At 73.5% G+C, this 15,431-nt stretch carries 17 protein-coding genes and 1 tRNA gene; 13 read left to right on the forward strand and 5 right to left on the reverse strand.

The genetic code is table 11. The features are described from left to right. Positions 1–247: 247 nt before the first annotated feature. Positions 248–940 (reverse strand): response regulator transcription factor, encoded by a 693-nt coding sequence (locus WCD74_RS29530; RefSeq protein ID WP_337698514.1) that lies wholly within the window; start codon positions 938–940, stop codon positions 248–250. A 39-nt stretch (positions 941–979) separates the two neighbouring features. Then, entirely contained in the window at positions 980–1,549 is a 570-nt protein-coding gene (locus WCD74_RS29535) for a hypothetical protein (protein WP_337698515.1), read from the reverse strand. Between the two features lie 115 nt (positions 1,550–1,664). Here WCD74_RS29535 and WCD74_RS29540 point away from each other — a divergent pair, with 115 nt between their 5' ends. The 6 genes from WCD74_RS29540 (at position 1,665) to WCD74_RS29565 (ending at position 7,020) form a co-directional block, all read left to right on the forward strand. Beyond that, on the forward strand, positions 1,665–2,063 hold the full coding sequence (locus WCD74_RS29540; protein WP_337698516.1) for a nuclear transport factor 2 family protein: 399 nt from the start codon (positions 1,665–1,667) through the stop codon (positions 2,061–2,063). Positions 2,064–2,099: 36 nt separating this feature from the next. Next, entirely contained in the window at positions 2,100–2,531 is a 432-nt protein-coding gene (locus WCD74_RS29545; RefSeq protein WP_337698517.1) for an SAM-dependent methyltransferase, read from the forward strand. Between the two features lie 81 nt (positions 2,532–2,612). Beyond that, a complete protein-coding gene (locus tag WCD74_RS29550) occupies positions 2,613–4,418 on the forward strand; it encodes a GAF domain-containing SpoIIE family protein phosphatase (RefSeq protein WP_337698518.1) in 1,806 nt (601 codons plus the stop codon). A gap of 12 nt (positions 4,419–4,430) precedes the next feature. Then, positions 4,431–4,973 carry an ATP-binding protein gene (locus WCD74_RS29555; protein WP_337698530.1) on the forward strand — a complete coding sequence of 181 codons (543 nt, stop codon included), beginning with the start codon at positions 4,431–4,433 and terminating at the stop codon, positions 4,971–4,973. A 30-nt stretch (positions 4,974–5,003) separates the two neighbouring features. Further along, positions 5,004–5,079 (forward strand) — tRNA-Arg (locus WCD74_RS29560). A gap of 57 nt (positions 5,080–5,136) precedes the next feature. Continuing rightward, positions 5,137–7,020 (forward strand): S9 family peptidase, encoded by a 1,884-nt coding sequence (locus WCD74_RS29565; RefSeq protein ID WP_337698519.1) that lies wholly within the window; start codon positions 5,137–5,139, stop codon positions 7,018–7,020. Here the strand turns inward: WCD74_RS29565 and WCD74_RS29570 are convergent. Beyond that, on the reverse strand, positions 7,006–7,632 hold the full coding sequence (locus WCD74_RS29570) for a polysaccharide deacetylase family protein (protein ID WP_337698520.1): 627 nt from the start codon (positions 7,630–7,632) through the stop codon (positions 7,006–7,008). The genes WCD74_RS29565 and WCD74_RS29570 overlap by 15 nt on opposite strands. Before the next feature lie 68 nt (positions 7,633–7,700). Between WCD74_RS29570 and WCD74_RS29575 the strand changes: the two genes are divergently transcribed. The 5 genes from WCD74_RS29575 to WCD74_RS29595 all read left to right on the forward strand — a co-directional run bounded on the left by WCD74_RS29575 (position 7,701) and on the right by WCD74_RS29595 (position 12,547). Continuing rightward, entirely contained in the window at positions 7,701–8,363 is a 663-nt protein-coding gene (locus tag WCD74_RS29575) for a GntR family transcriptional regulator (protein WP_337698521.1), read from the forward strand. A gap of 158 nt (positions 8,364–8,521) precedes the next feature. Beyond that, on the forward strand, positions 8,522–9,880 hold the full coding sequence (locus WCD74_RS29580; protein WP_337698522.1) for an MFS transporter: 1,359 nt from the start codon (positions 8,522–8,524) through the stop codon (positions 9,878–9,880). A gap of 23 nt (positions 9,881–9,903) precedes the next feature. After that, positions 9,904–10,785 (forward strand): transketolase, encoded by an 882-nt coding sequence (locus tag WCD74_RS29585; RefSeq protein ID WP_337698523.1) that lies wholly within the window; start codon positions 9,904–9,906, stop codon positions 10,783–10,785. After that, the gene (locus WCD74_RS29590; protein WP_337698524.1) at positions 10,782–11,786 is read left to right on the forward strand and encodes a transketolase family protein; all 1,005 of its coding nucleotides are present in this window, start codon (positions 10,782–10,784) and stop codon (positions 11,784–11,786) included. Before WCD74_RS29585 ends, WCD74_RS29590 begins: the two co-directional genes overlap by 4 nt. Continuing rightward, entirely contained in the window at positions 11,783–12,547 is a 765-nt protein-coding gene (locus WCD74_RS29595; RefSeq protein ID WP_337698525.1) for an SDR family NAD(P)-dependent oxidoreductase, read from the forward strand. The genes WCD74_RS29590 and WCD74_RS29595 overlap by 4 nt, the downstream gene beginning before the upstream one ends. A gap of 31 nt (positions 12,548–12,578) precedes the next feature. Here WCD74_RS29595 and WCD74_RS29600 read toward each other — a convergent pair whose 3' ends face one another. Both WCD74_RS29600 and WCD74_RS29605 read right to left on the reverse strand, forming a co-directional pair. After that, entirely contained in the window at positions 12,579–13,151 is a 573-nt protein-coding gene (locus WCD74_RS29600) for a hypothetical protein (protein ID WP_337698526.1), read from the reverse strand. Positions 13,152–13,254: 103 nt separating this feature from the next. Continuing rightward, the gene (locus tag WCD74_RS29605; RefSeq protein ID WP_337698527.1) at positions 13,255–13,518 is read right to left on the reverse strand and encodes a hypothetical protein; all 264 of its coding nucleotides are present in this window, start codon (positions 13,516–13,518) and stop codon (positions 13,255–13,257) included. Positions 13,519–13,620: 102 nt separating this feature from the next. Between WCD74_RS29605 and WCD74_RS29610 the strand changes: the two genes are divergently transcribed. Further along, positions 13,621–14,565 carry a DUF808 domain-containing protein gene (locus WCD74_RS29610; RefSeq protein ID WP_337698528.1) on the forward strand — a complete coding sequence of 315 codons (945 nt, stop codon included), beginning with the start codon at positions 13,621–13,623 and terminating at the stop codon, positions 14,563–14,565. Positions 14,566–14,589: 24 nt separating this feature from the next. Beyond that, positions 14,590–15,431 (forward strand): SDR family oxidoreductase (locus WCD74_RS29615; protein ID WP_337698529.1); only part of this gene is annotated, 842 nt, incomplete at its 3' end.

The following is a 15,431-nucleotide window of genomic DNA, read 5'->3' on the forward strand; positions in this document are numbered from 1 at the left end:
CGGTGCGGGGACGCCGCCGACCGATCGTGCGCAGCACCGCCACCGCGCCCTGCCCGAGCAGGTCGAGCGAGTCCACCGTGACCGCCGCCAGCCACTGCACCGCGCGCCGCGGCCCGTCGATCGCACTCGCCCGGGGGATCCCGACCTGCCGCACCGTCTCCACCCTCGATGGTGCGCCCGCCGGGAGGTCGACTCCATGAGACGGAGGTGTGAGTTCGCTGGGTCCTCCGGGTGAGGTGCGCCCGGGTCAGGCGTCGGCGCGCAGCACGTACCCCACGCCGCGCACGGTGTGGATCAGCCGCGGCTCGCCGTCGGCCTCGGTCTTGCGGCGCAGGTAGCCGATGTAGACCTCGAGGGCGTTGCCGGTCGTCGGGAAGTCGTAGCCCCAGACCTCCTCCAGGATGCGGCTGCGCGTGAGCACCCGCCGGGGGTTCGAGATCAGCAGTTCGAGCAGGCTGAACTCGGTGCGGGTCAGGGTGATCGGGCGGTCGCCGCGCCGGACCTCGCGGGTGGCGGGGTCGAGCGAGAGGTCCGCGAAGGTCAGCGGGTCGGGCGTGTCGTCGCGGTCGCGGTCCTCCGGGGAGGTGCGGCGCAGCAGGGCGCGCAGCCGCGCGAGGAGCTCCTCGAGGGCGAACGGCTTGGCCAGGTAGTCGTCGGCGCCGGCGTCGAGGCCCGCGACCCGGTCGGACACCGCCTCGCGGGCGGTGAGCACGAGCACCGGCAGGTCGTCGCCCGCGCTGCGCAGCCGCCGGCAGACCTCCAGGCCGTCCAGACGGGGCATCATGACGTCGAGCACCAGGGCGTCCGGCCGCTCGGTCGAGATCGCGTCGAGGGCCTGCTGGCCGTCGGTCGCGAGCTCGACCTGGTAGCCGTTGAACGCCAGGGACCGGCGCAGCGAGTCGCGCACGGCCCGGTCGTCGTCGACGACGAGGATCCGCATGGGCCCATCATGACCAGCGGGCCTGAGAGGTGCCTGAGGTTAGAACTCCACCCGGGCCAGCCCGACGACCTCGGCGCGCCAGTCCGCGTACGCCTGTCCGATCGCGGCGTCGTCCGAGCCCTGCTCACCGGGCCCGCTCGGGCCGGTGCCCGTGACCTTGGCGGCGATCTGCTCGGCGGTCCACGTCGAGTTCGCGACGCGGACGGTGAGGCGGTCCGGGGCGCGCTCGGCGCGCAGGGCGTGCGCCAGCACCCGCAGCATGGCGGCGCGGGCGTCGGCGTCGTCCGGGGCGTCCACGTCGACGTTCGTCTGGCCGCCGACGAGCATGACGTTCGCCTCCGGCGCCAACGTCGGCAGCACGGTGGCCGCCGCACGGAAGCGCGAGAGCATGCCCTGGGTGAGGAACTGCTCGACCTTCGCGACGACGCTGCCCTCGGTCGGGGTCATCGCCACCGGCAGCTGCACGTAGCCGTCGAAGGTCCTCCCGCTCACGGCCTCGCCGAGCTGCCCCGGGTCGTCCACCACGACGGTCTCGGCCCCCGCCGCCTTCACCGCCGCCGCCACCTGCTCGAGCCGCTCGCCGCCACCGGTCACCAGTACCGTCGTCATGGTCGGGAACCCTAACCAGCGGAGGGCCCGGGAGGCACGCACGAGATCGGGCACCTCACGCCTTCCTGCTCCGGATCACGAACACCTGACCGCCCCGGCACGGCACCCTCGACGCATGACCCTCGCGCAGACCCTCGAGCGGTGGCACGACATGGTCGCCCGCCGCGACCTGACCGAGCTCCCGGAGATCGTCCACCCCGACGCCGTGTTCCGGTCGCCGGTGGCCCACACGCCCTACCCGACGCGGGACGCGGTCGTCCTGGCGTTGCGCACGGTCCTCACCGTCTTCGAGGACTTCCGCTACCACCGCACCTTCGCCGACGGCCACGACGCGGTGCTCGAGTTCTCCGCCCGGGTGAACGGCAAGGACCTGCGCGGGGTGGACCTGGTCCACGTCGACGACGACGGGCTGATCACCGAGTTCGAGGTGATGGTGCGGCCGCTGTCCGGGCTGCAGGCGCTCGGCGAGGAGATGGGGCGGCGGATCGGGGCGCAGCTCAAGGATCTCGCCTGACGATGATTGCCGGGCGGCCGCGCGGTCACACGGAGCATGAGCCTCTCGCCCCGCCTGGCCGCGATCGTCGACGCGCTGCCCCTCGACCCGACGACCCGGGTCCTGGAGATCGGCTGCGGCCCCGGCGCGGCGGCGCGCGAGGTCGCCCGCCGCGCCGGTCACGTCCTCGCCATCGACCGCTCCCCCACCGCGATCCGCCAGGTCACGACGACGGGTGCGGCCGAGATCGCGGCCGGGCGCCTCTCGGTGCGCTGCGTGGCGATCGAGGATCTCGTCCTCGGTCCCGACGACGAGCCGTTCGACCTCGCGTTCGCGGTGCGGGTGGGTGTCCTGGACGGACGGCACCCGGCGGCGGAGGCCCGGGCGCTCGCAGCGGTGTCCTCGGCGCTGCGGCCCGGGGGCCGGCTCGTCGTCGACGGGGTCGAGCGGGTGCCGGGTGCTCCGGCGCCGCGCCCGCCGGGGCCCTGACCGCCCGCTCGTGCCCGGGGTCACCCGCGCGGTGACCCGCACCCGGGCGCGAGTTGCCTACCATCGCGCCTCGGGAGGGACATGCGAGCAGAGCCGCGCGCCGGGCAGGGCACCGAGGACGCCGACGTCCTCGGCGATCCCGCACGCCTGCGGGCCCTGCACCGCTCCGAGCTGTCGGCGGCCGCGGACCCCGAGCTCGACGCGATCGCCGAACGGGTGCGCCGCCTGCTGGGCGTCCCGGTGGGCCTGGTGTCGCTGGTCGACCCCGACGGGCAGTCCTTCCCCGGCCAGGCCGGACTCCCCCCACCCTGGTCGGAGGAGCGCAGGACCCCGCTCAGCCACTCGTTCTGCCGGCACGTGGTGGTGTCCGCCGAGCCGCTCGTCGTCGAGGACGCCCGCGAGGACGAGCGTGTCCGCGAGAACCTCGCGATCCGCGACCTGTCGGTGATCGCGTACGCCGGGATGCCCCTGGTCGACGGCGAGGGCCACGTCCTCGGGTCGCTCTGCGCCATCGACGCCGTCCCGCGCCGGTGGACCGCGGACGAGCTCGAGCTGCTCGCCGGGCTGGCCGCGGGCTGCTCGGCGGAGCTCCGGGTGCGGCTCGCGGAGGTCCGGGCCCGTGAGGAGCGCGAGCGGCGCGACGTCGTCGAGCGCGACCTCTCCGCGTCGTTCGACCGCAGCCAGTCGCTGCTGCGCGCCTCGCAGGCGTTCACCGACGCGAGCGACGTCGCCGGCATCCGCCGTCAGCTCTCCGAGCTGGTGGCCACCACCCTGGAGCCCTCGTCGGTGCGGGTCGCCGTCCTGGACGAGGGCACGTACCGCCTGCACGACGGTGCCGCGGACACCCCGCGCGCCGGCGCGGAGCTGCCGTGGGCCGAGCACGGGCCCGGGGAGTCGCCGGACGAGGAGCTCCTCGTCGTCGGCAGCGAGGACGATCCCGACGGCGGGTTCCCGACCGGCTTCCGCGCGTGGCTGGCGCACCAGGGCACGCGCGTCGCCCTGGTCGTGCGGCTCTGCGGCGACGACGGCGAGCTCGGCCTCATGGTGATGGGCTGGCCGGCGGACCCGCTGCTCGACGCCGCGGACCGGCTCTACGCCCGCACGATCGCGGGCTACGTGGCCCAGGCCGTCGCCCGGGTGCGATTCGTCGAGCGCCGCGTGACGGTGGCGCACGAGATGCAGACCGCGATGCTCGCGCCGCTGCCGGAGGTGCCGGGGGTGGAGCTGGTCGCGCGCTACCTGCCCGCGGACGACCACGAGGACGTCGGCGGCGACTGGTACGACGTCTCCCTGCTCCCCGACCACGTGGTCGCGGCGTCGGTCGGCGACGTCGTGGGCCACACCCTCGACTCCGCGATCCGCATGGGCCAGATCCGCTCGATGCTGCGCCAGGCCGCGTGGGACGTCGAGGGCCCTCCGTCCCGAGTGCTCGCGGCCGTGGAGCGGGCCGTCGACGGGGACGGCCTCGGGCACGCGGGCACGGCCGTCCTGGCCCGGCTCCGGCGCCGCGATCCCGGCCGGTGGGAGATGACCTGGACCAACGCCGGTCACCCGCCACCCCTGGTGGTGGACCCGGACGGCGCCGTCCGGGTGCTGGAGGGGCTCGACCCGCTCTTCGGCTTCCCCGCCGTGGTGCAGCGCGCCCGGACCGACCACACCGCCGAGCTGCAGGACGGCGCGACGATCGTCCTGCACACCGACGGGCTGGTCGAGCACGTGGGCGAGGACCTCGACGAGGGGAGCCGGCGCCTCCGGGAGGCCCTCGGGCGCCACGCCGGGCTGCCGCTGGAGGAACTCGTCGACGCCACGATCACGACCGTCGCGCCGGCTGCGGTCGACGACGTCGTGGTGCTCGCCGTCCGGTTGGGTGCCACGGGACACGAGTGACGTCGCGTGTGGGTGGTACCCGAGCCTGCCGGTGCCCATGAATTCCGTGGGTGGAGGCGCACCCGAGGAGTACCCATCGCACCCCAGTCACGGCCCACGACGATCCCGACCGGAGGCCCGGTCTGCGATTGCGCACCTGCCGTCGACGTCCCGGGGGCGTCACCCGGCGGCTTCTCCTCCCGCGAGCCCGCGCGGCCACCCGCCGTCCGGACCCTCCGTCGCCGGCTGCGGGAGTGGATGGCCACCCGGGACCTCGACGAGGACCTCACCGACGCCGTCCTGCTCCTCGCGGACGAGGCCGTGACGAACGCGGTCGAGCACGCCGCCGGGGAGCGCGGCTGCACGGTGGAGGTCGTCGCGAACACCCGCGGCTGCGGCGGTGGCATCGCGGTCATGGTCCGTGACGACGGCGTCTGGCGGCCCCAGCCCGAGGACCGCGGTTACCGGGGCCGCGGGGTCACGCTCATGGGCCGGATGGCCGACCGGTCGTCCATCAGCACCTCGGCGTCCGGCACCACCGTCCGGCTGTGCTGGGCGCTCCCGTCGATGAACTGACGGCTCGCCGTACGGCTACGCTGCACATGGGCCCCCGTAGCTCAGGGGATAGAGCACCGCTCTCCTAAAGCGGGTGTCGCAGGTTCAAATCCTGCCGGGGGCGCCAGCCGAACGGGTGACGGTCCTGGAGTGTGCCCCGACGGCACGGTGTCTCCTCGGGCCCATGACCCGCTACACCGTCCAGGACCTGTTCGCCCCGCCGGAGCGCACCGCGGCGGTGATCTCGCCCGACGGCACCCGCATCGCCTACCTCGCCCCGTGGCAGGAGCGGATGAACGTCTGGGTCGAGGGCCTCGGCGACGGCGACGAGCCCCGCCGCGTCACCGCCGACGAGACCCGCACGGTGCAGCACTTCGAGTGGGCCGGCCCGGACCACCTGCTCTACCTGCAGGACACCGGGGGCGACGAGAACAACCACGTCCTCCGCGTCGACCTGGCCTCGGGCGAGGTCACCGACCTCACCCCGTTCCCGGGCGCGCGGGTGCTCGGCATCGAGCAGCCCCACGACCGGCCCGGCACCGTGATCGTCCAGCTCAACGCCCGGGACCACGCCCTGTTCGACCTCCACGAGATCGACGTGGCGAGCGGTGAGCTGCGGATGCTCGCCGAGAACCCGGGCGACGTCGCCGGGTGGATGCGCGCGGCCGGCGGCGAGCTGCTCGTCAGCACCGCGACGGAGGCCGGCGACCACGTGCTGTCGCGCTGGAACGACGGCGACCCGCAGGAGATCGTGACCTTCTCCGGCGACGACTTCCCGGTCGGCATGGCCGCGCTGGAGTTCACCCCCGACCGCACCGCTCTGTGGGCGCCGTCCTACCGCGGCACCGACCGCACCCACCTCGTCCGCATCGACCTCGCGACCGGCGCCGAGACCCTGGTCGACAGCCACCCGACCCACGACATCGACTCCCGGACCCAGGTCTTCCCGAACCTGCCGTCGCCCCTGATCCGCCGCCGCCGCACCGGGGAGCTGCTGGGCGTGCGCTACCTGCGCGAACGGCAGGTCATCCAGGCTCTCGACGACGAGTTCGCCGCCGTCCTGCCCGCGCTCGAGGCCCTGGCCGACGGCGACCTCGCGGCGATCAGCTCGGACGACGAGGGCCGGCGCTGGGTGGTCTCGTTCACCCACGACCGCAACCCGGGCGCGACCTGGTTCTACGACCACGCCACCGGCGAGCGGCGGCTGCTGTTCCGGCCCTACCCGGACCTCGACCCGGAGAGCCTGGCCCCCATGTCGTGGGTGCGCATCACGGCCCGGGACGGCCTCGAGCTCCCGTCGCTGCTGACCCTCCCGCCCGACGTCGAGCCGCGGGGGCTGCCGCTGGTCCTGGCCGTGCACGGCGGGCCGTGGTCGCGCGACAACTGGGAGTACGCCTCCGGGGTGCAGCTGCTCGCGAACCGCGGCTTCGCGATGCTGCAGGTGAACTTCCGCGGCTCCATCGGCTTCGGGCGCGCGCACATGCGGGCCGCGATCGGCGAGCTCGCCGGGAGGATGCACACCGACCTGCTCGACGCCGTCGACTGGACGGTGGAGCAGGGCTACGCCGACCCCGACCGGGTCGCGATCCTGGGCGGCTCCTACGGCGGCTACGCCGCGCTCGTCGGCGCCACCTTCACCCCGGACCGTTTCGCCGCCGTCGTCGACTACGTGGGCGTCTCCGACCTGGAGAACTTCATGCGCACCCAGCCCGACTTCGTGCGGCCCTACCTCGCGCCGAACTGGTACCGCTACGCCGGCGACCCGTCCGATCCCGAGCAGCTCGCCGACCTGCGGGCCCGCTCCCCCATCACCCGCGTCGACGCCATCACCGCGCCCCTCCTGGTCGCGCAGGGCGCCAACGACCCGCGCGTGGTCAAGGCGGAGTCCGACAGGATCGTGGAGAAGCTGCGCGAGCGCGGCGTGGACGTCGACTACCTGGTCTGCGACGACGAGGGCCACGGCTTCGTCAACCCGGAGAACGTGCTCCTGCTGTGGGAGCGGATCGACGCGTTCCTCGCCGAGCACCTCGCGCCGCGCCCGGTGACGGCCTCGTCACGCCAGCTCTGACAACCCGACGGCCGTCAGCCCGCGCCGGGCCGTGCGCTCCAGCAGCCCGTCGACCGTGTCGGGGACGCGGGACCGCTGCGGCCCCTCGTGCAGCACGACGACCGTCCCGCGGCGCACCAGCGGGTCCAGCCAGCGGGCGGTGGTCGCCGTCCCCGCCCCCGAACCGCTGATCGCGACGACGGTGCCCAGCACGCAGCGCAGGCCCTCCTGCTCGGCGATCGCGAGGTGGCGGGGCGTCGGCCACCCGGAGCCCGGCCGGAACCAGCGCACCGGCCCGTGGGCCCGGAGCACCTGCTGGGTCGCCCGCAGGTTCTCCCGGAACTCCGCGAGGGGCAGCCGCCACGTGGGTTCGTCGCGCCAGGTGTGGTTGCCGATCTCGTGTCCCTCCGCGGCGATCCGCGCCACGAGCTGCGGGTGCGCGCGGGCCCGCTCCCCGATCAGGAAGAACGTGGCGCGTGCCCCGTGGCGGCGCAGCACGTCGAGCAGCGCGAAGGTCGTCGCCGGGTCGGGGCCGTCGTCGAAGGTCAGCACGAACCGGGGCGTCCGGGTCGGCACGCCGAAGAAGACCCGGCCACGCAGGACGGGGACGATCGCGGTCACCAGCGGCAGCACGTCGCCATCATGTCCGGCCCGCCCGTCGGCGAGCAGCCGGTAACCTCGGCGACGACGAGGAGGAACGGGTGTCTGTGGAGCCGCTGGCGAGCCTGGACCGGACGACGCTGCGCGAGCGCGCGCTCGACGCGTTGCGGACGGCGATCACCACCGGCGGGTACCGCCCCGGCGACCACCTCGGGGAGGTCGAGCTGGCCAACCGTCTCGGCGTCAGCCGCGGGACCGTCCGCGAGGCCCTGCGCCACCTCCAGCAGGAGGGGCTGGTCACGGCGGGGGCCCGCGGCATGCTGCGGGTCAACCGTCTGACGGCGGCGGAGGTCCGTGACCTGTTCCGGGTGCGCGCCGCCCTCGAGGGCCTCGCGGTCACCGAGATCATCGCCTCCGACCATCGCGACCGGACGGCGGTCGCCCTGCGGCGCTCGGTCGAGGCGCTCCAGGGCACCGAGGCCGACTTCGCCGCCCGCGTCGAGGCGGACCTCGCCTTCCACCTGCTGCTGTGCCGCGAGTCGGGCAACTCGATGCTCGTCGACTCCTGGCGCCACCTCGAGGGCCGGATCCGGGTCACGATCATGAACGGCGACCCCGCCGACTCCCCGGTGATGATGGCCGGCGACCGGCACGCCCCGATCGTCGACGCCATCGAGGCGGGCGACACCGACACCGCGATCGCGATCGTCGAGTCGCACATGGCCTCCGCCGCCGACCACTTCGTCGGGCAGCTCTCCCCCTGACGCCGCTGGGCCGTTCCGGCGACGGCTCGTGCTGACTGTTGACAGAGACGCCGAGGCGCCTCACTCTCTTCTCCACGTCGACTGTTAACAGTCGACTGTTGAGGAGTTTGGACGCGCGGCCGCTCCTCGTCGAGTCCTCACGATCAGCGGAGATCACCATGACCGAACGGCACGCGCCTCCCAGCTCGGCGGTCCGCCACCCCGTGGAGGGGACCGAGGCCCGCAAGCGGGTCGCGATCGGCTCGTCCATCGGGGCGACCATCGAGACCTACGACTTCATCGGCTTCGGCGTCGCCGCCGCGCTCTACTTCAACACCGTCTTCTTCCCGGCCGACGACCCGCTCTCGGGCACCCTGCTCTCCTTCGCCACGCTCGGCATCGGCTTCGCGGTCCGCCCGCTGGGCGGCATCATCGGCGGCTACCTGGGCGACCGGATCGGCCGCAAGCCCGTCCTCGTCGGCTCGCTGCTGCTCATGGGCATCGCAACCGTGCTCATCGGGCTGCTGCCGACCTACGCCCAGGTCGGCGTGTGGGCCGGCATCCTGCTCGTCGTCGTCCGCGTCGTCCAGGGCCTCGCCTTCGGGGCCGAGTGGGGCGGCGCGATCCTCATGACCTTCGAGCACGCCCCCTGGCGCAGACGGGGTCTCTACACCGGGATCACCCAGGCCGGTTTCCCCGTCGGCCTGCTCCTGGCCAACATCGCGTTCCTGGTCAGCGTCCCGCTCGGCGACCAGTGGGCGTGGCGGGTGCCGTTCCTGCTCTCCGCCGTCCTGATCGCGGTCGGCATCGTCATCCGGCTCAAGGTCGAGGAGTCCCCCGAGTTCGAGGACCTCAAGGCCGAGGGCGAGGTCTCGAAGAACCCGCTGCTCGAGGTCGTCCGCGACGACTGGCGCAACATCGTCCGCGCCTTCTTCCTCCGGATGACCGAGACCGCCGGCTACGCCGTCACCATCACCTTCGTCGTCTCCTACCTGACCTCCGAGGAACTGTCGGACCGGACGACGACCCTGACCGCCACCATGATCGCGGCCGCGATCGGCGTCGCCGCGACCGTCTTCTGGGGATCGCTCACCGACCGGTTCGGACGCCGCCCGGTCTACCTCGCCGGCACGATCATCACCGCGTTGTGGGGCGTCCCGCTGTTCTGGCTGGTCAACACCGGCTCCGCGATCGCGATCGTCGCGGCCTTCGTCGTCAGCTACGCGGTCTGCCAGAACATGCTGGCCGGCGTGCAGGGGGCGTGGTTCTCCGAGCTGTTCGCCGCCCGCACCCGCACCACCGGCGCCTCGCTGGCCTACCAGCTCTCCGCGGTCGTCTCCGGCTTCACGCCGCTGGTCGCGACGGCGCTGTTCGCCGGGTTCGGCTGGATCGGCCCGGCCCTGCTGATCACCGTCTACGGCGTCTGCGGAGTGATCGCGACGGTGCTCACCCGCGAGACCTGGGGCGCCGCCGAGAAGGCCGCCGTCGACGAGATCGCCCGCGCCACGGCCCGGCCGGTCCCGGCCCCCACCTCCTGACCACGACGTACGGAGACGTTCTCATGACCTCAACGCTCCCGGCCGCCCCGCGGACCGAGACCCTCGACGAACGCGTCGCCCGCGTCCGCGGCGCCGCCCACCGCATCCGTCGGCACGCCCTCGACATGGGCGAGGTGCAGGGCCAGGGCTACATCGGGCAGGCGCTCGGCGTCGCCGACGTCCTCGCGGCCCTGTTCGCCGACCACCTCCGCCTCCGGCCCGACGACCCCGAGTGGGCCGACCGGGACCGGTTCCTGCTCTCCATCGGCCACTACGCGATCGCCGCCTACGCCGCGTTCGCCGAGGCCGGCATCCTCGACGTCGCCGAGCTGGAGACCTACGGGTCCGACGGCTCGCGCCTCCCGATGTCGGCGATGGCCTCCTACACGCCCGGCATGGAGATCTCCGGCGGCTCGCTCGGCCACGGCCTCGGCGTCGCCACCGGGCTCGGACTGGGCCTGCGGCTCCGGGGCGTCGGAGCCCGCGTGGTGAACCTGCTCTCCGACGGCGAGCTCGACGAGGGCTCGACCTGGGAGGCCGCCATGGCGTGCGCCCACCACGGACTCGACAACGTCCTCGCCGTGGTCGACGTCAACGCCCTGCAGGCCGACGGGCCGACCGTCGGCGTGCTGCGGACCGAGCCCCTCGTCGACAAGTGGCAGGCCTTCGGCTGGAACGTCCGCCGGGTCGACGGCAACGACGTCGACGCCCTCCTCACCGCCCTCGACGAGCTGCCCGCAGGCACCGGGAAGCCGTCGGTCCTGATCTGCGACACCCGCATCGGGCGCGGCGTGCCACTGCTCGAGACGCGCGAGAAGGCGCACTTCATGCGGGTCGAGGCCCACGAATGGCAGATCGCCCGCGACCAGCTCGACGACCAGTACCGGACCGGAGCGCACGCATGAGCACCACGACCACTGCGACCACCAAGCAGCGCCTGACCACCTCGGCGATGATCGCCTCCTTCGCCGACCCCGGCCAGCGCACCAGCCCCGCGCCGTTCGGCCACGCGCTCGCCGCGCTGGCGGCAGAGCGCCCCGAGATCGTCGGCCTGTCCGCCGACCTCGCGAAGTACACCGACATGCACGTCTTCCGCGAGGCCCACCCCGACCGCTTCTTCCAGATGGGCATGGCCGAACAGGTCATGCTCGGCGCCGCGGCCGGGATGGCCGAGGCCGGGCTGGTCCCGTTCGCCTCGACCTACTCGGTGTTCGCGACGAGGCGCGCCTACGACTTCCTCTGCCTCGACATCGCCGAGCCGGGACTGAACGTCACCGTCGTCGGCGCCCTCCCGGGGCTGACCACCGGCTACGGGCCCAGCCACCAGGCCACCGAGGACCTCGCGATCCTGCGCGGCTGCCCGAACCTGACGATCGTCGACCCCTGCGACTCCGTCGACATCGCCGCCGCCGTGCCGGCGCTGGCCGACCACGACGGGCCCACCTACCTGCGCCTGCTCCGCGGCCAGGTCCCCACGGTGCTCGACGAGTACGACTACCGCTTCGAGCTCGGCCGCGCCGCCGAGCTGCGCACCGGCCGCGACGTCGTCCTGATCTCCACCGGGCTCATGACGATGCGCGCCCTGCAGGCCGCCCAGCGCCTCGAGGCCGACCACGTCGACGTCGCCGTCCTGCACGTCCCGACGATCAAGCCGCTGGACACCGCGGCGATCGTGAACGCCGCGCGCTCCGACCGCCTCGTCCTGACGCTGGAGAACCACACCGTCGTCGGCGGGCTCGGCGAGGCCGTGGGCACGACGCTCGCCCTGGCCGGCATCGGCACCCGCTTCGGCCGGATCGGCCTGCCCGACGAGTTCCTCGCCGCCGGGGCCCTCCCCACGCTGCACGACCGGTACGGCCTGTCCACCGACGCGATCGTCACCCGCATCAAGGAGCAGCTCGCATGACCACGGCCTCGGATTCCACCGCGATCGTCACCGGCGCCGGCTCGCGCCGCGGCATCGGCCGCGCCACCGCCCACGCCCTCGCCGCGGCCGGCTGGCACGTCGCCGTCCTCGACCTCGACGAGGCCGGCGCCAAGGAGACCGCCGACGACGTCGCCGGCGCCCACGGCGTCCGCACCGCCGGGTTCGCCTGCGACGTCACCGACGAGGACTCCGTCGAGTCCGCGCTCGCCACGCTCGACACCGCCCTGCCGCCGGTCGGCGCGCTCGTGAACAACGCCGGCATCACCTCTCCGGTGCCGTTCCTCGAGGTCACCGACGCCGAGTGGGACAAGGTGTTCGCGGTCAACGTCCGCGGGGCCTACAACATCACCCGCCGCGTCGCCCCCGGCATGGCCGAGCGCGGCTTCGGGCGCATCGTCTTCCTGTCCTCGGTCTCGGCCGAGCGCGGTGGCGGCGTGTTCGGCGGTGTCGCCTACTCCGCGGCGAAGGCGGGACAGCTCGGCTTCGCCCGGGCCCTGGCCCGCGAGCTGGGCCCGGTCGGGGTCACCGTCAACTCGGTCGCCCCGGGGCTGATCGACACCGACATCACCGGCGGCGCCCTCGAGGGAGAGCGGAAGACGGCTCTGCTGGCCGGCATCCCGGTGGGCCGCAACGGGCGGGTCGACGACGTCGCCGACCTCATCACCTTCCTGTGCCGGCCGGAGACCGGCTACATCACCGGCGCCACGTACGACGTCAACGGCGGCAGCCACATCCACTGAGCCGCCGTGGGCGCGAGCCCCTGGCCACCGGTCAGGGGCTCGCCGGCCGGACGGGGTCGGGTGCCGCGTCGGGCAGGCGCCACGCTCCGGTGAAGAACCGCCGGACCGCGCTCCACCCGCTCACCGGGGCGTCCACGACGCGGACCGTCTCGGCCGCCGGGAGCTCCCCGGCCTGGGGCACGGCCTCGACGACCGGCCGGTCGTCGCCGGCCTCGAGCGCGTCGTCGTAGGACCACTCGATCCAGTACGGCTCGATCAGCCGGACCGAGATCCACTGCAGGTCGCGGGTGATCGTGACGACCTCGACCGACGGGACCCGGAACGCGGCCGCGATGCGGTCGGCCCGCTGCGCGACGTCCTCCGGCAGCTGGCCGGGGCGCAGTTTCACCGAGAAGCAGACCGGCGCGCAGTCCAGCCGGATGCGGCCGACCAGCGGCGCCTGGAGGTTGTGGCCGGGGGTCGGGATCACCTGCGTCAGCCCGGTCATCAGGCAGACGTTCGTCCAGACGTCCCGGAGTTCGCGCTCGCGCGCGTACACCTCGTCGCGGTGCCACTCCCAGTCGGCGCGGCTCGCGCCCGGCGCGAGCGGTGCGATGATCCACATGATGCCGACCCCCTGACCCGACACGTCCCCCACGAGGAGCGTAAGCCGGGCCAGCGGAGCAGTCTGTAGTCAATTCGCGCGAGCTACGCCCCGAACGGAGCAGTCAGCGCTTGCGGCAGGCGTCGTAGATGGCCCGGTACTGCTCGTCAGTGATGCGACCGTCACTGTGCGCCGCGTCCATCGTCATCACCCACCCCCCGGCCGGGAACGGGTCGGTGTCGCCGCGGCTGGTCGCCGCCGGCGTCGCGTCCGGCCACTCGTGGTCCCGGAGCGCCGCGACCGTCTCGTCCAGCGACACCGACCCGGCCTCCAGCGCCAGCAACCACCGGTCCGGTACCGAGTCGCCCGGCTGCCACGATCCCGCCATTCGATCCTCCTGCGCTGGAGATCACGTACTCGCCCCGAGTATCGCGAGCGTTCCGGCTTCCCGCGAGTCACGATCTCCCGAACAGGACATAAGCTCCGTGTCATGAGCGCCGGACTCTTCGCCCTGCTCGACGACGTCGCGGCGCTGGTGAAGCTGACGACGGCGTCGCTCGACGACGTGGCGGGCGCCGCGGGGCGTGCGAGCGCGAAGGCGGCGGGCGTCGTCGTCGACGACGCGGCGGTCACCCCGCGCTACGTGCAGGGCCTGGAGCCCAAGCGGGAGCTGTCGATCATCGGCCGCATCGCACGGGGCTCGCTGCTCAACAAGATCGTCATCATCCTGCCGGTCGCCCTGGTCCTGTCGCAGTTCGCGCCGTGGGCGCTGACCCCCATCCTCATGCTCGGCGGGCTCTACCTCTCCTACGAGGGCGCCGAGAAGGTCTGGGAGAAGCTCTCCGGCCACGAGGAACACGCCGAGTCCCGCGACGAGGCCGTGGCCGCGGCCCCCGAGGAGACCGAGAAGAAGGTCGTCTCCTCGGCGGTGCGGACCGACTTCATCCTCTCGGCGGAGATCATGGTCATCGCGCTGAACGAGGTCGCGAGCGAGGGGCTGGTGTCGCGGGCGGTCATCCTCGCGTTCGTCGCCGTGGCCATCACCGCGCTCGTCTACGGGGTCGTGGCCCTGATCGTGAAGATGGACGACGCCGGCCTGGCGCTCTCGAAGCGGGAGAACGGCGCCGTGGCCGGGCTCGGGCGGGGGCTGGTCCGGGCGATGCCGATCGTGCTGGCGTTCCTGTCCAACGTCGGCATCATCGCGATGCTCTGGGTCGGCGGCCACATCCTGCTGGTGGGCGTGGACGAGCTGGGCTTCCACCCGCCCTACGCGTTCGTGCACCACCTCGAGGAGCTCCTCGGCGGCGGCTTTCCCGGCTGGCTGGTGAACACCCTGTGCTCGGCGGTCATCGGGCTCGTCGTCGGCGCCGTCATCGTCGGGATCGCGCACCTGATCCCCCGCCGCAAGCAGCCCGAGGCGACCGTTTCGTCCTGACGAGGCCCCGGCAACCCGCCGGCCATGACGAACCCGCCCGCCCAGGGCCAGGACCACCCCGGCTACGAGGACCGGCTCGACCCGCCCGCCGACCACGGCGAGCACAGCTACCGCGGCTCCGGCCGCCTCGAGGGCAAGGCCACCGTGATCACCGGCGGCGACTCCGGCATCGGACGCGCGGTGGCGATCGCCTTCGCCCGCGAGGGCGCCGACGTCGTGCTGTCCTACCTGCCCTCCGAGGAGGAGGACGCCCGCGAGACCGGCCGCTGGGTCGAGGACGCGGGCCGCCGCGCCGTCCTGGTGCCCGGCGACCTCGCCGAGCCGCAGCAGTGCCGCGACCTCGTCGCCCGGGCCGTCGACGCGCTCGGGCGCATCGACGTGCTGGTCAACAACGCCGCGTTCCAGATGGCGCGGGACTCGCTGCAGGACATCCCCGACGACGAGTGGCACCACACGATGGCGGTCAACCTCGACGCCCTGTTCCACGTGACGAAGGCGGCGCTGCCGCACATGGACCGTGGCGGGTCGATCATCAACACGACCTCGGTCAACTCCGACCAGCCGCCGCCCCAGCTGATCGCCTACGACACGACGAAGGCCGGCATCGCCAACTTCACCGGCGCGCTGGCCCAGCAGTACGGGCCGCAGGGCATCCGGGCGAACAGCGTGGCGCCCGGGCCGATCTGGACCCCGCTCATCCCCGCCACGGTCAAGCCCGAGGACGTCGAGGGGTTCGGCACGTCGACCCCGCTCGGCCGCCCGGGCCAGCCCGCGGAGCTGGCCCCGGTCTACGTCATGCTGGCCTCCGACGAGTCCAGCTACGTCTCCGGTGCCCGCATCGCGGTCACCGGCGGCACGCCGATCCT

Source organism: Actinomycetospora aurantiaca, assembly GCF_037401875.1.
Classification (GTDB): domain Bacteria; phylum Actinomycetota; class Actinomycetes; order Mycobacteriales; family Pseudonocardiaceae; genus Actinomycetospora; species Actinomycetospora aurantiaca.